We start from the raw sequence: 17,217 nt of genomic DNA, 5'->3' as shown, positions 1-17,217 counted from the left end.
CTGTGGGGGAGGAATAAAGCTGGATTACTCCAGCTCGTCCATCAGGGCAACCAGCTTCTCAACGGCTTTCTGAGCGTCCGGGCCGTCGGCCTGGATGGTCACGTTGGTGCCTTTGGTCAGGCCCAGGGTCTGCAGCTTGAACAGGCTCTTGGCGCTGGCGGATTTGCCACCGGAGACCACAGTGATCTCGCTTTGGAATTCTTTGGCTTCTTTCACGAACTGAGCTGCCGGACGGGTGTGCAGGCCGTTTTCAGCAGTAATAACAACAGACTTCTCGTACATGGTTTCACCCCATATTATTGATATTTTTTGGTGTGAGGGATGCTTTTGACGCTTCCTTCTCGCACCGTGTCAGTATGGATATGTTGTAAAGTAACGAAATCAGACCTGCAATGGTTTAATCCAGGTCAATTTTCTGTGCAGTATTCGGTGTCTGCCTCAACTCTTTTCCGTTATCGCTCTACAAGCCGCGTCAATGCTGGCTTGAAATTATTTTATAACGAAAAATAACACTTTGTTACTTTGTGATACCTAGTCGGCAAACACCTCGTGACGCGGCACAGGATATGAGATTTATCACAGAATGTCTGCTTTTTTTGTCGCTGGGTTGCTTGTTATTTTACCCCGAAAAATAAGGGGTCGACTGGCGCTGCCAAGTGCTCAGTCTAGCTCATAAAGAAACGGCGCTCCTGGGAGCGCCGTTGTTTTGAAATAATCCGATCACTTATTGCTGCAGTTCCTGCTCGCTGAACACCCCGGCAAACAGGGCGCTGGAGAGGTAACGCTCGGCGGCGCTCGGCAGAATGACAACGATGGTCTTGTCGGCAAACTCCGGCAGCTCGGCGAGGCGGGCTGCGGCCACCACGGCGGCGCCTGAGCTGATCCCGGCCAGGATCCCTTCCTCTTCCATCAGGCGGCGAGCCATCTCGATGGCGTCATCGCTGTTCACCTGCTCGACGCGATCCAGCAGAGTCAGGTCCAGGTTGCCCGGGATGAAGCCGGCACCGATACCTTGGATCTTGTGGGGACCCGGTTTGATTTCAAGGCCGGCCAGACGCTGGCTGATCACCGGCGATTCGCTCGGCTCGACGGCGACGGAGACCACCGTCTTGCCCTTGGTCTGTTTCAGGTAGCGGGAGACACCCGTGATGGTGCCGCCGGTGCCGACGCCGGCCACGAACACATCCACCTGACCGTCAGTGGCATCCCAGATCTCGGGGCCGGTGGTCTTCTCGTGGATCTCCGGGTTGGCGGGGTTTTCAAACTGTTGCAGCAGCACGTATTTGCCCGGCTCGGACTCGAGGATCTCGTTGGCCTTGGCAATGGCGCCCTTCATGCCGAGCGGCCCTTCGGTCAGCACCAGGTTGGCGCCGAGTGCCTTGAGCAGCTTGCGGCGCTCCAGGCTCATGGTGGCCGGCATGGTCAATGTGATGGGATAGCCACGGGCGGCGGCCACGAAGGCCAGAGCAATACCCGTGTTACCGCTGGTGGGCTCGATGATCTCCTTGCCCTTGGTGAGGACGCCGCGTTTCTCGGCATCCCAGATCAGGTTGGCGCCGATACGGCACTTGACGCTGAAGCTCGGGTTACGGCTCTCAATCTTGGCCAGCACGCGGCCCTTGGTAACACGGTTGAGACGAACCAGCGGGGTGTGACCTATGGTCTGGCTGTTGTCCTCAAAAATTTTGCTCATGGTGCTATCCCTGTTTGTTACGGCGATGAAACAAGATTACCCTGTGGTTTCTGAATGAGAAGTGACGATTTGTTATAACAATATGTTATTACAAGATATAGAGCTTATTCTTTCTTATTGAGGCCTCGATCTCAAAAAGGTCTCTCATCGTCAAAGGAATAGACGTTATGGGATTTGCAGGAAGCGATCGCTATCTCGCCTCTGAATCGCTCAAGATGGCGGTCAATGCCGCCATCGTGCTTGAAAAACCCTTGCTTATCAAAGGGGAACCCGGCACAGGCAAGACCGAGCTGGCCGAAGCCGTGGCCCGCCATCTGGGTACCGAGCTGATTGCCTGGCACATCAAATCCACTACCAAGGCCCAGCAGGGGCTCTACGAATATGATGCGGTGGCCCGGCTGCGTGACTCCCAGCTCGGTGACCCCAGGGTAGGGGAGATCAGCCACTACATCCGCCGGGGCAAGCTGTGGCAGGCCTTTACCGCCGACCAGCGCCCGGTGCTGCTCATCGATGAAATCGACAAGGCGGACATAGAGTTCCCCAACGATCTGCTGCAGGAGCTGGATCGGATGGAGTTCGACGTCTACGAGACCGGCGAGCGAGTCAAGGCCCAGCAGCGGCCGGTGGTCATCATCACCTCCAACAATGAAAAAGAGCTGCCGGACGCCTTCCTGCGCCGCTGCTTCTTCCACTACATCCGCTTCCCCGACAAGGCCGAGATGCAGGCCATCGTCAAGCTCCACTACCCAAACCTCAGGGAGAGCCTGCTCGGTGAAGCGATGGATCTCTTCTTCGAGCTGCGCGAGGTAGAGGGGCTGCGCAAGAAGCCCTCCACCTCGGAGCTGCTGGACTGGATCCGGTTGCTGTTGGCCGACGACATTGCCCCCGAGGCGATGCGTGCCCGCGAGCCGGGCAAGCTGGTGCCCGCCCTCTACGGCGCCCTGCTCAAGACTGAGCAGGACCTGCATCTCTTTGAGAAGCTCGCCTTTCTGGCCCGACGCGGCAGCTGACTCATGCTGATCGACTTCTTTACTCACCTGCGCCGCCACAAGCTCCCCTGCAGTCTGCGCGAACTGCTGGACTTGCACGCGGCGCTGGCAGCCCGGCTGGCCAGCCTCGACATGGACGAGTTCTACCAGCTCTCCCGCTGCCTGCTGGTGAAAGACGAGGCCCACTACGATCGCTTCGATCGCGCCTTCGCCGAGTATTACGAGGGGTTGGCCGTCATCCCCCTGTTGCCGGAGAGCCTGCCCGAGGAGTGGCTGCGCCAGGAGTTCGAGCGGCTATTGAGCGCCGAGGAGAAGGCGTTGCTCAAATCCCTCGGCGGGCTTGACCAGCTGTTGGCGACCCTCAACCAGCGGTTAAGCGAGCAGAAGGAGCGTCACGCCGGCGGCAACAAGTGGGTCGGTACCGGCGGGAGCAGCCCGTTCGGCCACGGCGGTTTTCACCCGGAAGGAGTGCGCATGGGGGGAGAGGGCCAGCATGGCAAGGCCGTCAAGGTGTGGGAGGCAAGGCATTACCGCAACTTCAGCGACGATTCCCCACTGGGGCAACGGGCCATCCAGCTGGCGCTGCGCAAGCTCAGGCGCTGGGTGCGCAAGGGCAACCCCGACGAGCTGGATCTCGACGACACCATCCAGAGCACGGCCAGACAGGGCTGGCTCGATGTGAAGCTCAGGCCCGAGCGCCACAACGGGGTCAAGCTGCTGGTCTTCTTCGATGTGGGGGGCTCCATGGATGCCCACGTGGCCGAGGTGCAACGGCTCTTCTCTGCCTTGCGCCACGAGTTCAAGCATCTGGAGTACTTCTATTTTCACAACTGTCTCTACGACTTCGTCTGGCAGGACAACGCCCGCCGGCACGAGGCGCGCTTCGATACCCTGCGGCTGCTGCGCACCTACGGCAGCGACTACAAGGTGATCCTGGTGGGGGATGCCAGCATGGGCCCCTATGAGATCACCTGGCCGGGCGGCAGCGTCGAGTATTGGAACGAAGAGGCCGGCCAAGTGTGGCTGGCCCGCCTGCAGCAGCACTTTCCCAAGCTGGTGTGGATCAACCCCACCCCGCGGCGGGAGTGGCTCTGGCATCCCTCCATCAAGCTGATGAACGAATTGATCGGCGGGCGCATGCACCCGCTGACCCTGGCGGGTCTGGCTGCGGCCATCGACCAGCTGTGACCCTCTCTACCCGAACAGACCAACAAGCCGGGAGTGAACCCGGCGAGGAGCAAAGATGACCTCTATCGTGATCAGTGGCTCAGGCCTCTATACCCCTCCCTTTGCCGTCAGCAACGAAGCGCTGGTGGCCGCCTTCAACCAGTACGTGGATCTCTACAACGAGGAGAACGCCTCCGCCATCGACGCCGGCCAGCTGCCCGCCAAGCAGCATTCGAGCAGCGAATTCATCGAGAAGGCCTCCGGCATCAAGAGCCGTTATCTGGTGAGCAAGGAGGGGGTGCTGGATCCCGACATCATGCAGCCATTGCTGGCGGAGCGGCCCGATGACAAGCCCTCCATCATGGTGGAGATGGCGGTGGCCGCCGCCGAGCAGGCGCTGATCGCCGCCGGACGCGAGCCGGGGGAAATAGATCTGGTGATCGTCGCTGCCTCCAACATGCCGCGCCCCTATCCGGCCCTCTCCATCGAGTTGCAGCACTATCTGGGGGCGAGCGGCATGGCCTTTGACATGAACGTGGCCTGCTCCTCCGCCACCTTCGGCATCAAGACGGCGGCGGACATGCTGGCGGCCGGCAGCGCCAGACTCGCGCTGGTGGTGAACCCGGAGATATGCTCTGGGCACCTCAACTTTCGCGACAGAGACAGCCACTTCATCTTCGGTGACGCCTGCACCGCCGTGCTGCTGGAGCGGGAGGCCGATTGTCAGGTGGCCAACCCCTGGCAGCTGGTGGCCAGCAAGCTGGTGACCCAGTACTCCAACAACATCCGCAACAACTTTGGCTTTTTAAACCGGCTCAGCCCGCGCACCCGTTACGGCGACGACAAGCTGTTCCGCCAGCAGGGGCGCAAGGTGTTCAAGGAGGTGCTGCCGCTGGTGTGCGATCAGATCGCCGGCCAGCTCGATGAGCAGGGCTGGGCAGCAGACTCCCTGAGCCGGCTCTGGCTCCATCAGGCCAACCTCACCATGAACCAGTTCATTGCCCGCAAGCTGCTCGGTCACGACGCCAGCCAGCAGGAGGCGCCGGTCATTCTCGACAGCTACGGCAACACCAGCTCGGCAGGCTCCATCATTGCGTTCCACCTTCACAGCGGCGACCTTCCCGCCGGGGCGCGCGGCGTGCTCTGCTCGTTCGGGGCCGGTTACTCCATCGGCAGCCTGCTGCTCACCCGTTTGTAAGGGGGGCCTAGCCGCGGCAAGCAACAAAAAACCACCCGGGCGGGTGGTTTTTTGTTGGCTGGCTCACTGGGCCGGCTCGATGGCGAGCACCAGGCAATGGGGCTCGCTGATGCGAAAGCGCACGTTGCAGTCAAACAGCCTGACGCCGTACTCCTTGTCATCCGGCTTGCCCTTCTTGTAGGCGGGGCGGGGATCCTGGGCCAGCACTTCGCTCACCAGCAGGCGCAGCTCGGGGTGGGCCTTGAGCCAGGGTTGCAGCTGTTGCTCCGCCTCGGGGCTGAAACTCACCGCCAGCGGTGGGGTGGGGGCATCGGGGGCGAAACCGCCGCGGGCATCCGGCAGGCTGTCGGCATAGGGGATATAGGGCTTGATGTCGACGATGGGAGTGCCATCGAGCAGGTCCACCGCCCCCAGTTCGAGCCAGAGTTTGCCGCGTTCACGACCGACCCCGTGCAGCTCGACCACCGAGAGGCCGATCGGGTTGGGGCGAAAGGTAGATCGGGTGGCAAACACCCCGACCCGCTCGTTGCCGCCCAGGCGCGGCGGGCGCACGGTCGGGTGCCAGCCCTGCGCCATGGTCTGGTGAAACACGAAGCTGAGCCAGAGGTGGGAGAACTGCTCGATGCCGCGCAGCACGTCCGGCTGATCGTAGGGAGGCAGCAGCTCGAGGCGGGCGCGGGCCGATTTGACCAGACCGGGCTGGCGCGGGATGGCGAACTTCTCCTTGTAGGGAGAGCGGATGATACCCAGGGTGTCGATTTCGAACTTCATGGCGGATCCTGACTGAAAACCCCGGCAATGTAGCACAGCGGCCCTCAAAACGCAGGCTTGCCCGCCGGCCGGTGGCTGCCTGCTTGCCGTGATCCCGCTCCCATCCCGGCCGCTTCGGGGCTGTATCGCGCCGCCAAGTTGCGTAGGGTGGGCGCAGGATGAGTGAAAGGCGCGTCCGCCAGCAGGGCGGCTCGCTACAACCGGCGTGACCGCAGGAGAGGGGCCGCGCCGCACAGGAGAGACAGGGATGAAACTGCTGATCATCGGCGGCACCGGATTTCTGGGGCGCCACCTCACTGCGCTGGCGCTGGACTGGGGCCACGAGGTGACCTTGTTCAATCGCGGCCGACGCCAGCATCCGGACTGGCGTGAGCTCAGCCAACTGCAGGGGGACCGGGATCAGGACCTGACCCCGCTGCATCGCTATCAGGGAAGCTGGGATCTGGCCATCGACACCTGCTGCTATCGCCCCGAACAGGCGGCGAGCCTCTCTGCCGCCCTGCTCGGGCGCTGCGAGCGGTTGATCTTCATCTCCACCATCAGCGTCTATCGCGACTTCGCCCAGCCCGGGCAGGACGAGTCGGCGCCGCTGCACGCGATTGCTGAGGGGGAGATGCCGGAGGATTACGGCCCCCTCAAGGTGCTGTGCGAGGCCACGTATCGCGCCCGTTGGGGCGAGCGGCTCTGCATCTTGCGCCCGGGCGTCTTGTGCGGCCCTCATGACCCCACCGGTCGGCTGGCCTGGTGGGTGAAACGGGTGCAACAGGGCGGCCCCTGGCTGCTGCCGGGGCAGGGGGAAGACCATCTGCAATATCTGGATGTGCGCGATTGCGCCGAGTTCGTGTTGCGGGCCGCCGAGCAGCAATTGAGCGGCATCTTCAATCTGCTCAAGCCCGGTATCGCGCTGAACGACTGGGTAGATCGCCTGGCCGCCAGGCTGGCCCCCGCCACTGCGATCGTGCCGGAGTGGGAGCCCTGGCCCGCGCTGCTGGCCGCCGGAGTGGAGCCCTGGCAGAGCTATCCGACCCTGTTGCCCAATGAGCAGCCCGAGTATGCCGGTTATGGCCGCATCAGCGCCGAGGCGGCCATCGTGCAGGGCCTCAATTTTCGGCCACTGGAGGAGACGGTGGCGGATGTGGCCGAGTGGCTGGCCGGCGCGCCGGACGCCGCGGTGGCCGCCGGCATCACGGCCGAGCAGGAGACGCGGCTGCGTCAGCTTGTCCGATAGAGGCAGGCAAGTGCGGCAGCAAAGCAAAAGGGCATCGAGAGATGCCCTTTTCTGTCTGGTGTGAGCGCCGCTACTCAGCGCGCATGGCGGCGCCGGCGGCGGTCAGTTGCTCGCGCAAGATGGCGCGATGACAGCGGGACTCCTGCTCGCAGTAACAGCCCACCGACAGGTTGGTGGTGTGGGAGAGGGCGGCCAGCAGCGCCAGATCGTGCCTGGCGGCCGGAGTGGCCAGCTCGGCCTTGTACTGTTTGCAGAAGGCGCTCCACTGGGCGGGCGTCTCGGCCCCCTGGCCCAGTTTCATGGTGTCGTTGCTGGGGGCGAGATTGGGAAACCAGACGTCGTACCAATCCTGGCTGGCAAACTCGGTTTTGGGCACGCCGCGGGGTGGGCGACGCACGGTGCCGATCCGCAGCCCCTCGTCGGGCAGGCGGGGCGTGCCGAGGCGAACGATGGCCAGTGCCATGCAGGCTCCTTACCGTTGACGCTTATTTCTCGGTGGCGACTTTCAGCGCCTGGCCGTAGCAGATCACCTGCTTCAGGCAGCCCGGGGTGTCGCTGAATTCGGCGCACTTGTCGAAGGTGACGCCGTTGCCGCCCATGTCGGCCACGCGGCGGCGGGCCAGGGTACGGGCCTCGCCGGCGTTGGGGATCGGCTGCTTGGCATCGCTCTGGCAGGACTCTCCTTCGACGGTGCCGAGGTAGAGGTAGTTGAGATCGGCCAGCTGGCCCTGTTCATAGATCTGAACGCTGCCCGGCTTGAAGTACTCGTCGAAGTTCTCTTTGTCCAGATTGCTGTTGAAGGCAAAGTCGGCGCAGCCGGAGGCAATCAGGGGCATCATCAGGATCAGGCGTTTCATCGTCTCGTATCTTGTGTCGGTGATGAGGACAGTAGCAAGGCGCAGGCGCTCCATGTCGGCATCTTGTGGAATAACGAAGGAGCCATTATAGGGGCCAGTCGACGGTGTCGACCAGCCCCATTTTTAGCCGTCTGGGCGGGGTGTGACCAGGATCCGGCCGTGTGTTGCCCGTGCAGCTTCACGCTGCCGGCAAAGATGACTGGCCTGGTGTCATGAGAGAGGGGCGCAGCGGGCGCCCCTCTCTCGTTGGTCATCAGGTCGGCGCCAGCCGCTGATGCAGGCTGCGGTAGTAGTCATCCGCCAGCAGCGTCTGATGGGGGGCGCAGAGGCGGATCTGCCCCTCTTCCATCAGGGCGATCCGGTCCATCTGCTCCAGCCCCAGCAAACGGTGGGAGATGAGCAGCAGGGTGCGATCCGATCCCAGTTTGAACAGCAGATCCATGATCTCCCGCTCGGTCTGGCTGTCGAGCCCCTCGGTCGGCTCATCCAGCAGCCAGAGCGGCGCATCGTGCAGCAGGGCGCGGGCGATGCCGATGCGGCGGCGCTCGCCACCGGAGAGCGGCCGCCCGCCATCCCCCAGCCAGGCATCGAGCCCGCTGTCGCTGTGGCCGTTGTCATCTTCCAGCAGGTTGGCGAGGCCGACCTGGGTCAGCACCTGCACCAGCTGCTCGTCACTGGCATGGGGGGAGGCCAGCTTGAGGTTGCCGCGCAGGGTATCGGCAAACAGGTGCACCCGCTGGCTCACCACCGAGAGGGAGGCGCGCAGCGCCCCTTCGCTGTAGTCGGTGAGCGGCTTGCCATCGAGCAGGATCTTGCCGGCCTGCGGATTCCATTCGCGGGTCAGCAATCCCATCAGGGTCGATTTGCCGCAGCCGGTCTGGCCCAGCAGCGCCAGCTTTTCACCGGCCTGCAATTGCAGGGTGCAGCCGCGCAGCACCGGCTGCGGGTTGCCTGGGTAGCTGAAATAGAGGTCGCTTATCTGCAGCGCACCCTGTGGCGCGTGTCGCTCTTCGTGGCCCCACTCGGGGGCCTTGGCCTCCTGCAGGATCTCGTTGAGGCGGCGGGCCGAGGTGAGGCTGGTGGAGAGGTGCTGGAAGGCGCCGGCCAGCGGCATCAGCGCCTCGAAGCTGGCCAGGGTGGCGAACACCATCAGCGCCGTGATGGGATCCGGCGCGGCGCCTGCTACCCCGTGACCGGCCAGCCACAGCATCAGGGTGAGGGTCCAGCCGCTCAGGAGTTGCACCGAGCAGTTGGCCAGCCCGCTCACCCGGGCCATGCGGGCCTGGGCCTGGATCAGCGCCTGTTCGGCCTGCTGCAGCTCGTCGCGCGCCCGGGGGGCGGCGGCAAACATCTGCAGCTCGGCCTGGCCGTCCAGATAGTCCACCAGACGGGTACGCAGGTTGGACTTCTCGGCGATCAGCTGGCGACCGGGCTGGCGGCCGAGGAAGTAGAACACCAGCGGCAGGGCCAGCATGCCGAACAGCAGGATGGCGCCCAGTATCAGGGCCAGGTCGGCATCGAACAGCGAGAGGAAGAACACCAGACCGGCGGTGCTGAGCAGGGCCGCTCCTATGGGAGTGACCAGCCGCAGGTAGACGTGGTCCATAGCGTCGATGTCGGCCACCAGCCGATTGAGCAGATCCGCCTGGCGAAAGCCCGCCAGGGCGCCGGTGGAGAGCGGCGAGAGCTTTTGCCAGAACCAGACCCGCAGCCGGGTCAGCACCCGGAAGGTGGCGTCGTGGCTCACCACCCGCTCACCCCAGCGGCCGGCGGTGCGGATGATGGAGAAGAAGCGTACCCCGCCAGCCGGCGTCATGTAGTTGAAGGTGTCGCGACTGGCGACCGCCATTCCCGCCACGGCGGCGGCGGAGAGGAACCAGCCGGAGAGCGACAGCAGTCCCATCCCGGCCACCAGGGTCACCAGGGCCAGCAGCAGGCCGAGGGAGAGGCTCAGCCAGTGCTGGCGATAGAGGCGCAGAAACGGCAAGAGATCAGTCATCGAGAGAACCCTCGTTACGTTGGGAGAGCAGGCGGGCGAACGGCCCCTGCGCGGTACTCAGTTGCTGGAAGCTACCCTGCTCCACCAGCTTGCCACGCTCTAGTACCAGGATCTGGTCCATCTTGGTGAGCTGGTCGATGCGGTGGGTGATCATCAGCAGGGTCTGGCCTGCGGCGGCCTGCTCGAGCGTGGTCATGATGGCCCGCTCGGAGTGGCGATCCAGGCTGGCGGTCGGCTCGTCCAGGACCATCAGCTGGGTGGACTTGAGCAGGGTTCTAGCCAGGGCGAGGCGCTGGGCCTGGCCGACCGAGAGGCCGCCGGCCTGATCCCCCACCGCATAGTCGAGCCCCTTCTCCATGGCAAACTCCCACGCCTGAGCCCGTTTCAGGGCATCCTCCAGTTCGCTGTCACTGGCGGAGGGGTTGGCCAGCAGCAAGTTGTCGCGCAGCGAGGCATGGAACAGCTGCGGGTTCTGGGAGAGCCAGCCCAGCTGGCGGCGCCACTGGCTCATGTCGAGGCTGGCGAGCTCCTGGCCGTTGACCTTGAACTCGCCGCGATAGGGGGCAAAGCCGAGCAGGGCGTTGACCAGCGAGCTCTTGCCGGCGCCGCTGATGCCGATGAGGGCGGTGCGCGAGCCGGACGCCAGGGTGAAGTCGATGGGACCGACCAGCACCTTGCCCTCGGCGCTCAGCACTTCAAGGCCTTTGGCTTCTACCTTGATGGGGGCGTCGGCATGGAACGGCGCATGGCCTGAGGCGGGTTCCGTCACTTCGGCTTCAAGGAACTCCAGCAGCTGTTCGGCGGCGCCGATGGCCTGCGCCTTGGCGTGGTAGTGGGCGCCGAGTTCCCGCAGCGGGGCGTAGAACTCGGGGGCCAGAAACAGCACGAACAGGCCGGTAAACAGGGTGACTTTGGTGCCATAGTGGCCGAAGTTCAGGTGATCGATATAGGAGAAACCGAAGTAGACGGCCACCAGCGCCACCGAGAGGGCGGCGAAGAACTCCAGCACGGCGGTGCTGAGGAAGGCAAGGCGCAGCACCTCCATGGTGCGTTCGCGAAAATCTTCCGACGCATCGCGAATGGCATCCCCTTCCGCCTGGGTGCGCATGAACAGCTGCAGGGTGCGCAGCCCCTTCAGGCGATCGAGGAAGTGGCCGGAGAGACGGGCCAGCGCCTGGAAGTTGCGGCGGTTGGCATCGGCGGCGCCGACCCCCACCAGGATCATGAACAGCGGAATGAGCGGTGCCGTGCCCAGCAGGATAAGGCCAGCGGCCCAGTTGACCGGGAACACGGCCACCAGGATCACCACCGGAATGAACACGGCAATCGCCATCTGCGGCAGATAGCGGGAGAAGAAATCCTGCATGTTTTCAATCTGTTCCAGCAGCAGGCTGGCCCAGCTGCCGGCCGGTCGACGCTGGATGTAGGCCGGTCCCAACCGGCCGAGGCGGGTGAGCACCAGCTCGCGGATGGCCTGGCGCACCGCACTGCCGGCCTTGAAGCTGGCCACTTCACGGCCATAGGCCAGCACCGCCTTGCCGAGGGTGACCAGCAGCAGGGCGATGAAGAGGGGAATGGATTGCGCCGGCGTGCTGCCTTCGATGATGAAACCGTGCAGCAGGGTGGCCAGCAGCCAGGCCTGCGCCACCATCAGGATGCCCTGACCCAGGCCAAAGCCGATGGAGAGGCCGATCCAGCGCCGGCCGTGGCTCGATTGATTGCGCAACCAGCCATAGAGTCGTTTTTGCGTTTTTTTATCCATTACCACCATCCTCGCGTCGAGTGGCGCAAGACTATCCTCGCCCCCCAGGCTTGGCAACCTTGTAAATTCCGGCTTGTGAAAACGGTTGATTGAAAAAGCGGCTTGCTGCTCATTACTTGGTCGAACAGATTGATTTACGGTAAAAAACCGTATCGAGGTGATTGCGCTCGGCGGCAAAATGCATATAGTAGAGGCCCTGACGCGGGTGTAGTTCAATGGTAGAACGGTAGCTTCCCAAGCTGCATACGTGGGTTCGATTCCCATCACCCGCTCCAAATTCCAGATAACGGTCAAGGCCGTTGTCACCTCAGCCGAAACGGTTGTCTGTCGTGGGGTTTCCCCATCACACCAAGCAAGTTTTGATGCCAGGCGGGCATCGTATAATGGCTATTACCTCAGCCTTCCAAGCTGATGATGCGGGTTCGATTCCCGCTGCCCGCTCCAGCCTTCATGCAAAAAGCCCACTCCTGCGAGTGGGCTTTTTGTTGTCTGTTTTTTGATGCCGGCGATAGTGCCAGATCAGGCTTCCTGAAAGGCGCAGAAATGAAAAAGGCGCCATCGGCGCCTTTTCAACTCGGGGGAGGGAGAATTACTCCTGCTCCAGCTCGCCGCAGAAGCGATAGCCTTCGCCATGGATGGTGGCGATGATTTCGGGGGTGTCGTTGACACTCTCGAAGTGCTTGCGAATGCGGCGGATGGTGACATCCACGGTGCGGTCGTGGGGCTTGAGCTCACGGCCGGTCATCTTCTTGAGCAGCTCGGCGCGTGTCTGGATCTGGCCCGGGTTTTCGCAGAAGTGCAGCATGGCGCGGAACTCGGAGCGCGGCAGCTTGAACATGTCGCCAGCCGGGCTGACCAGGGCGCGGCTGTTGATGTCCAGTGCCCAGCCGTTGAACAGGTAACGCTCCACCAGCTTCTTCTCTTCGCCACCGGCGGCCACGTTCATGGTGCGGCTCAGCAGGTTGCGGGCACGGATGGTCAGCTCACGGGGGTTGAACGGCTTGGTGATGTAATCGTCGGCACCGATTTCCAGACCCAGGATCTTGTCCACTTCGTTGTCACGACCGGTCAGGAACATCAGGGCGATGTTGTCGTCCTCACGCAGCTCGCGTGCCAGCAGCAGGCCATTCTTGCCCGGCAGGTTGATGTCCATGATCACCAGATTGATGGTGTGGGAAGTCAGAGCCTGATGCATCTCGTCGCCATTGTTGGCTTCGAGCACGATATAGCCCTCTGCCTCGAAGATGCTTTTCAGGGTATTGCGAGTGACCAGTTCGTCTTCGACGATCAGAATGTGTGGTGTTTGCATGAGTATTCCCAGATTCTTATCAGTTAGTTATCTAAATTTTAACACTCTTTGGCGTTACCCGACCGGTCCTGAAAATTTATTACGTCATCCTGGGTATGAATGTCAGGTCGGATTATCGCGAATTTGGCATCAGCGTTGGCAAACATCCCTGTGCCACACATAGGCTCTCAATAAGTCTGATCGAGAGAAGCCTGGAAAGGTAGTCCATTACAAAAGTGGCTGCATTTTATCAGTTAACAGGCGCATAACAACACTCTTTGCCGTCAGATAGCAACTTTTTAACTCTGGTTTGATATAGGTCAAACCCTGAGTTCACAGCATGATACTTGGGGTTGCCCCCATTTTCGCCCCTATAAAATGTAATGGAATGTAACATGTGGTTGACATGAATTTGTGGGAAAACTACAGAAAAATCTGCTTTATTGCACCCTTTTCGGCGCCGAAATGGCCTGCCTACGCCATTGTGACGGCCTGGAATCCTGCCAGCCGCCAGCTGGGAATGCGTCGCAATACCCGCCGTCAGCGGGCCCTGTGGCGGGCCATTGCGGCGGTTCCTCGCTGGCTGGTGATGGGGCCCTGCCGGGGCAGTTCGCTGGATGAAAGCTGGCAGGAGTCGTCGCTGCTGCTGGCCTCCACGCGCAGCGAGGCCATCCGGCTGGCGGCCCGCTTTGGCCAGAATGCCATCTACTGGGTGGAACAGGGGGAACTGTGGCTGCTGCCGGTGTTGCTGGCGGGAGAGCCACACCATCTGGGCAGAATTGAATCCCACTGGATTGTCAGGGACTCTGCTTGATGAAAGAATGAGCGAATTCATGTCCATGGAAGGAGACTTATGATGCTGGATCTACTGCCCGATCTCTGTGACGAGTACGGTGATGCCCTGCAGGTGGCGGAGCCGCTGTTTCAAAATTTTGGTGGCAAGGCGCTGTTTCACGGCCAGGCGGTCACCCTCTCCTGTTATGAGGACAACAGCCTGGTGCGGGAGCTGGTCAACCGGCCGGGGCAGGGGCGGGTGATGGTGATCGATGGCGGTGGCTCCCTGCGTCGCGCCCTGCTCGGTGATCAGCTGGCGATCAAGGCGGCGGAGCAGGGCTGGGAAGGCATCGTGATCTACGGCGCCGTGCGCGACGTGGGCACGCTGGCGACACTGGCGCTGGGGGTCAAGGCATTGGCGCCCTGTCCGGTCAAAACCGAAAAGCGGGGGCTGGGTGAGCTGGATGCCGTGGTGTCGTTTGCCGGGGTGACCATACATCCGGGTGACTACGTCTACGCCGATCTCAACGGCGTGCTGGTGAGCGCCACCCGGCTGATCTGATCCCGCTAGAAGTTGAAGCCGACCCCGACGCTGAGAGATTGTTCGGTGGTAAAGGCGCTGACGCCGTAATTGGCAGTGATGGCCAGTTGCGGGGTCAGCAGCAGGCTGGTGTTGAGCTCCAGCAGGGTGCTGGGCTTGTTCACTTCCAGCTGTTTGAGCTGGCTGCCGATGTTGAGCATGGGGGAGAGCTGATAGCGCACCCCCGAGCTCAGGTTGTAGCCGGATTGCTCGCTGCTGGGGCCGATGGCCGGGCCTGCTTCCATGTAGAGGCTGACGCCATCGTGCAGCGGATACTGGTAGCCGGTATTGATGAGCCAGAGATCGAAACTGTCGTTGTGATGAGTTTGATTGCCGAGCAGCACGCCGGAGTAACTCTTGACGTAGAGCTGGCTGTTGGCGTCGTTCTTGAGGAAATCCCAGTCGGCGGCCTGGGCGGTAAGGCTGAGGCATGAGACGAGTGCGATGACGGATGATTTGACCATTCTTTTCCCCTCCCTGGGTCCGGAACAGGAATACAAGCATGGCACATGCCAGCTGGTAGTAAAGGGAACCCCGATCACAATAAAACAGTTTTGATTTGTTTCGCTCTCATGATACACAGGCCCCCATCACCATGTTTCTTCCCCTATTTTGCTGATATCAAGAGGTGAACCCATGAACAAAAAACTGACTCTGCTGGCCGTACTGGCCCTGGGAGGCTGCGCCATGGCAACTGGTTCCAAGCTGACTCAACTGCAAACCTCCACCTGGCAACTGCAAGGGGCGAGCGGCGACACCTTCACCCTGCAAGTCGCCGGTGACAAGGTGGCGGGCAAGGGCGGTTGCAACCGCTATTTCGGCGCCATCACCCAGCAGGGTGACGGTGTGCTGGCGCTGGGCCCCATGGGTTCGACCCGCATGATGTGCATGGGCGATCTGGCCGGCAAGGAGATGCTCTATCTGCAGAAGCTGGAGAAAGTGGCGAGCTTCCAGATCAGCGGTCAGCAGCTGGTGCTGAGCGACGCCAACAAGGCGGCGCTGCTCACCTTCGACGCCATGCCTGCCGCCAAGTAACTGACGGTTTTGTCAGGGGCTGTCGTAGCGCGAGCTGACGGCCCAACGCAAAAGGGACGCCTCGGCGTCCCTTTTGCTATTTGCACTCCCTTTTGCAACTGGGCTCCCGGACAGGCTAGCCCCCGCGCTGGAACTTGAAGCGCTTCTTGCGCCGATAGGGATAGACATCCTCGAATACCCCCTCCTTGATGTTGCTCTGCAGCATCTTCCAGTAGCTGGCATCGAACAGCTCCTTGTGCAGCTGCATCATGATGTCGCGCACCTGGGGTTTTTGCAGCAAGAAGGTGGCGAACTCCTCGGGGAAGATGTCGTTGGGGGCCACCGAGTACCAGGGTTCGGCGCTCCACTCATCTTCGGGGTAGCGGGGCGGCGGGATCTGGCGGAAGTTGCACTCCGTCATGTAGCAGATCTCGTCGTAGTCGTAGAACACCACCCTGCCGTGACGGGTGACCCCGAAGTTCTTGAACAGCATGTCGCCCGGGAAGATGTTGGCCGCCGCCAGCTGCTTGATGGCGTTGCCGTACTCCTCCAGCGCGAGCCGGGTCTGCTGCTCGTCCGCCTTGTCCAGATAGAGGTTGAGCGGGATCATCTTGCGCTCGGTGTAGAGGTGCTTGATCACCAGCTTGTCGTCGGTGAGGGTCAGCGCAGACGGGGCCACCGTCTTGAGCTCGACCAGCAGCTCGGGCGAGAGGCGATCGAGGGGAAACTCGAAGTTGGTGAACTCCTGAGTATCGGCCATGCGGCCAACCCGGTCGTGCTGTTTTACCAGCCGGTACTTCGCCTTCACCTGCTCGTGGCTCACGTCCTTGGGGGGCGTGAACTCGTCTTTGATCACCTTGAACACCACGTCATAGGAGGGGAGGGTAAACACGCTCATCACCATCCCCTTGATGCCCGGCGCGATGACGAACTGCTCCCGGCTCTGGGCCAGGTGCTGCTGATAGTGGCGATAGAGCTCGGTCTTGCCGTGCTTCTGGCAACCGATGGCGTTGTAGATCTCGTAGTCCGGCTTGTGGGGCATGATCTGGCGTAGAAACAGCACGAACAGCGCCGGCACGGGGGCATAGACCATGAAGTAGGCGCGGGCGAAGCCGAACACGATGGAGGCCAGCTCAGGCTCGAAGATGACGGTGTCCACATAGATGCTCTGACCGGTGCTGAGCAGCGGCAGGATGAAGGGGAAGACCTGCCCCTTGACCCGGATCAGCCCCACCAGATAGGCCCCCTTGTTGCGGTAGAACACCTCCTTGAGCAGCTCGATGGCGAACGGCCCATCGTGCAGGATGGCCGGCCCGTTCTCGGCAAGATGGCGCTGGATGTCGACAATATCCCGCTGTTTGTCCTCATAGGGCAGGGTAAAGCTGTAATCCCCCAGCAGCTGGCTCAGGGTCTGCGGCAGGTGGGCGAGATCGGTGCGATAGATGCGCAGCAGGGCGCTCAGGTCGGGGTGCTCCCCCCGGCTGCGAAATGGATGGATGTAGAGGTTCTCGTCGCGAATGTTGCGATGGCGGAAGATGCGGCGATAGACGGAGTTGAAGAAGGACTCCGCCACCTCGAAGTTCTCGCACTTGGGCAGCAGATCGCTGAACGCCCCCTTCACCTGCTTGAGCAGGGCCTGGCTTGGCAGGGTTGCCCCCATCATCTGCTTGATCAGCGCCGTAGTGGCGCCGACGTGGTGATCGTAGAGGCGAATGCGCTCGCGCCCGGCGAGCTGCACCCCCAGCCAGTCGCTGTTCTCGAAGCGACTCTTGCTGCCCTGGGTGATTTCGAGAAACCGGCTGTAAAACGACTCGAAGCGTTGCAGAATCGTCTCGGCGACGGCCTGTTCCAATGGCTGCTGCATCTCTCTCATCCTTGTGATCTGTCGGGCCGATGG

General features: G+C 62.1%; 17 protein-coding genes and 2 tRNA genes. 9 read left to right on the top strand and 10 right to left on the bottom strand.

The window, feature by feature from the left end:
* Positions 1-24: 24 nt before the first annotated feature.
* Both E5E96_RS00690 and cysK read right to left on the bottom strand, forming a co-directional pair.
* The gene (locus E5E96_RS00690) at positions 25-282 is read right to left on the bottom strand and encodes an HPr family phosphocarrier protein (protein WP_005303128.1); all 258 of its coding nucleotides are present in this window, start codon (positions 280-282) and stop codon (positions 25-27) included.
* Positions 283-724: 442 nt separating this feature from the next.
* Positions 725-1,693 carry a cysteine synthase A gene (gene cysK, locus E5E96_RS00685; protein WP_171281340.1) on the bottom strand — a complete coding sequence of 323 codons (969 nt, stop codon included), beginning with the start codon at positions 1,691-1,693 and terminating at the stop codon, positions 725-727.
* Between the two features lie 167 nt (positions 1,694-1,860).
* Here cysK and E5E96_RS00680 point away from each other — a divergent pair, with 167 nt between their 5' ends.
* The 3 genes from E5E96_RS00680 to E5E96_RS00670 are packed head-to-tail and all read left to right on the top strand — an operon-like array spanning position 1,861 to position 5,047.
* Complete coding sequence (locus tag E5E96_RS00680) at positions 1,861-2,703, top strand: MoxR family ATPase (protein WP_171281339.1); 843 nt, start codon at positions 1,861-1,863, stop codon at positions 2,701-2,703.
* 3 nt (positions 2,704-2,706) lie between these two features.
* Positions 2,707-3,870 (top strand): VWA domain-containing protein, encoded by a 1,164-nt coding sequence (locus E5E96_RS00675; RefSeq protein WP_171281338.1) that lies wholly within the window; start codon positions 2,707-2,709, stop codon positions 3,868-3,870.
* 55 nt (positions 3,871-3,925) lie between these two features.
* Entirely contained in the window at positions 3,926-5,047 is a 1,122-nt protein-coding gene (locus tag E5E96_RS00670) for a beta-ketoacyl-ACP synthase III (protein WP_171281337.1), read from the top strand.
* A gap of 63 nt (positions 5,048-5,110) precedes the next feature.
* On the opposite strand, the gene tsaA is transcribed toward E5E96_RS00670, so the two are convergent.
* Positions 5,111-5,818 carry a tRNA (N6-threonylcarbamoyladenosine(37)-N6)-methyltransferase TrmO gene (tsaA, locus tag E5E96_RS00665; protein ID WP_171281336.1) on the bottom strand — a complete coding sequence of 236 codons (708 nt, stop codon included), beginning with the start codon at positions 5,816-5,818 and terminating at the stop codon, positions 5,111-5,113.
* 247 nt (positions 5,819-6,065) lie between these two features.
* On the opposite strand from tsaA, the gene E5E96_RS00660 reads away from it, so the two are divergent.
* Complete coding sequence (locus E5E96_RS00660) at positions 6,066-7,046, top strand: NAD-dependent epimerase/dehydratase family protein (protein WP_171281335.1); 981 nt, start codon at positions 6,066-6,068, stop codon at positions 7,044-7,046.
* Between the two features lie 70 nt (positions 7,047-7,116).
* Here E5E96_RS00660 and E5E96_RS00655 read toward each other — a convergent pair whose 3' ends face one another.
* From E5E96_RS00655 to cydD, 4 genes are all read right to left on the bottom strand, one after another.
* Positions 7,117-7,509 (bottom strand): DUF488 domain-containing protein, encoded by a 393-nt coding sequence (locus E5E96_RS00655; protein ID WP_101150202.1) that lies wholly within the window; start codon positions 7,507-7,509, stop codon positions 7,117-7,119.
* 22 nt (positions 7,510-7,531) lie between these two features.
* Complete coding sequence (gene rcsF, locus E5E96_RS00650) at positions 7,532-7,903, bottom strand: Rcs stress response system protein RcsF (RefSeq protein ID WP_010633326.1); 372 nt, start codon at positions 7,901-7,903, stop codon at positions 7,532-7,534.
* Positions 7,904-8,156: 253 nt separating this feature from the next.
* On the bottom strand, positions 8,157-9,902 hold the full coding sequence (cydC, locus tag E5E96_RS00645; RefSeq protein WP_171281334.1) for a cysteine/glutathione ABC transporter ATP-binding protein/permease CydC: 1,746 nt from the start codon (positions 9,900-9,902) through the stop codon (positions 8,157-8,159).
* Positions 9,895-11,664, bottom strand: a complete 1,770-nt coding sequence (gene cydD / locus E5E96_RS00640) for a cysteine/glutathione ABC transporter permease/ATP-binding protein CydD (RefSeq protein ID WP_171281333.1) — start codon at positions 11,662-11,664, stop codon at positions 9,895-9,897. Before cydD ends, cydC begins: the two co-directional genes overlap by 8 nt.
* A 201-nt stretch (positions 11,665-11,865) precedes the next feature.
* On the opposite strand from cydD, the gene E5E96_RS00635 reads away from it, so the two are divergent.
* Positions 11,866-11,939: transfer RNA gene (locus E5E96_RS00635), tRNA-Gly, on the top strand.
* Between the two features lie 94 nt (positions 11,940-12,033).
* A tRNA-Gly gene (locus E5E96_RS00630) sits at positions 12,034-12,108 on the top strand.
* Positions 12,109-12,253: 145 nt separating this feature from the next.
* Here the strand turns inward: E5E96_RS00630 and arcA are convergent.
* Positions 12,254-12,973, bottom strand: a complete 720-nt coding sequence (arcA, locus tag E5E96_RS00625; RefSeq protein WP_011706824.1) for a two-component system response regulator ArcA — start codon at positions 12,971-12,973, stop codon at positions 12,254-12,256.
* A 376-nt stretch (positions 12,974-13,349) separates the two neighbouring features.
* Here arcA and E5E96_RS00620 point away from each other — a divergent pair, with 376 nt between their 5' ends.
* Both E5E96_RS00620 and E5E96_RS00615 read left to right on the top strand, forming a co-directional pair.
* A complete protein-coding gene (locus E5E96_RS00620) occupies positions 13,350-13,766 on the top strand; it encodes a DUF3293 domain-containing protein (protein ID WP_060390062.1) in 417 nt (138 codons plus the stop codon).
* A gap of 42 nt (positions 13,767-13,808) precedes the next feature.
* Complete coding sequence (locus tag E5E96_RS00615; protein WP_010633331.1) at positions 13,809-14,288, top strand: putative 4-hydroxy-4-methyl-2-oxoglutarate aldolase; 480 nt, start codon at positions 13,809-13,811, stop codon at positions 14,286-14,288.
* Between the two features lie 5 nt (positions 14,289-14,293).
* Here the strand turns inward: E5E96_RS00615 and E5E96_RS00610 are convergent, their stop codons facing one another.
* Positions 14,294-14,770, bottom strand: coding sequence for a hypothetical protein (locus E5E96_RS00610; protein WP_171281332.1), 477 nt, complete (start codon positions 14,768-14,770; stop codon positions 14,294-14,296).
* 172 nt (positions 14,771-14,942) lie between these two features.
* Here E5E96_RS00610 and E5E96_RS00605 point away from each other — a divergent pair, with 172 nt between their 5' ends.
* Entirely contained in the window at positions 14,943-15,341 is a 399-nt protein-coding gene (locus E5E96_RS00605; protein WP_171281331.1) for an META domain-containing protein, read from the top strand.
* 115 nt (positions 15,342-15,456) lie between these two features.
* On the opposite strand, the gene aceK is transcribed toward E5E96_RS00605, so the two are convergent.
* Positions 15,457-17,184: a bifunctional isocitrate dehydrogenase kinase/phosphatase gene (gene aceK, locus E5E96_RS00600; RefSeq protein ID WP_171281330.1), complete on the bottom strand. Its 1,728-nt coding sequence runs from the start codon at positions 17,182-17,184 to the stop codon at positions 15,457-15,459.
* Positions 17,185-17,217: the final 33 nt, after the last annotated feature.

Source organism: Aeromonas sp. 1805, from assembly GCF_013085525.1.
Classification (GTDB): domain Bacteria; phylum Pseudomonadota; class Gammaproteobacteria; order Enterobacterales; family Aeromonadaceae; genus Aeromonas; species Aeromonas hydrophila.
Note: the sequence above shows the minus strand (reverse complement) of the source record. Positions and strands in the feature narration are given on the sequence as shown.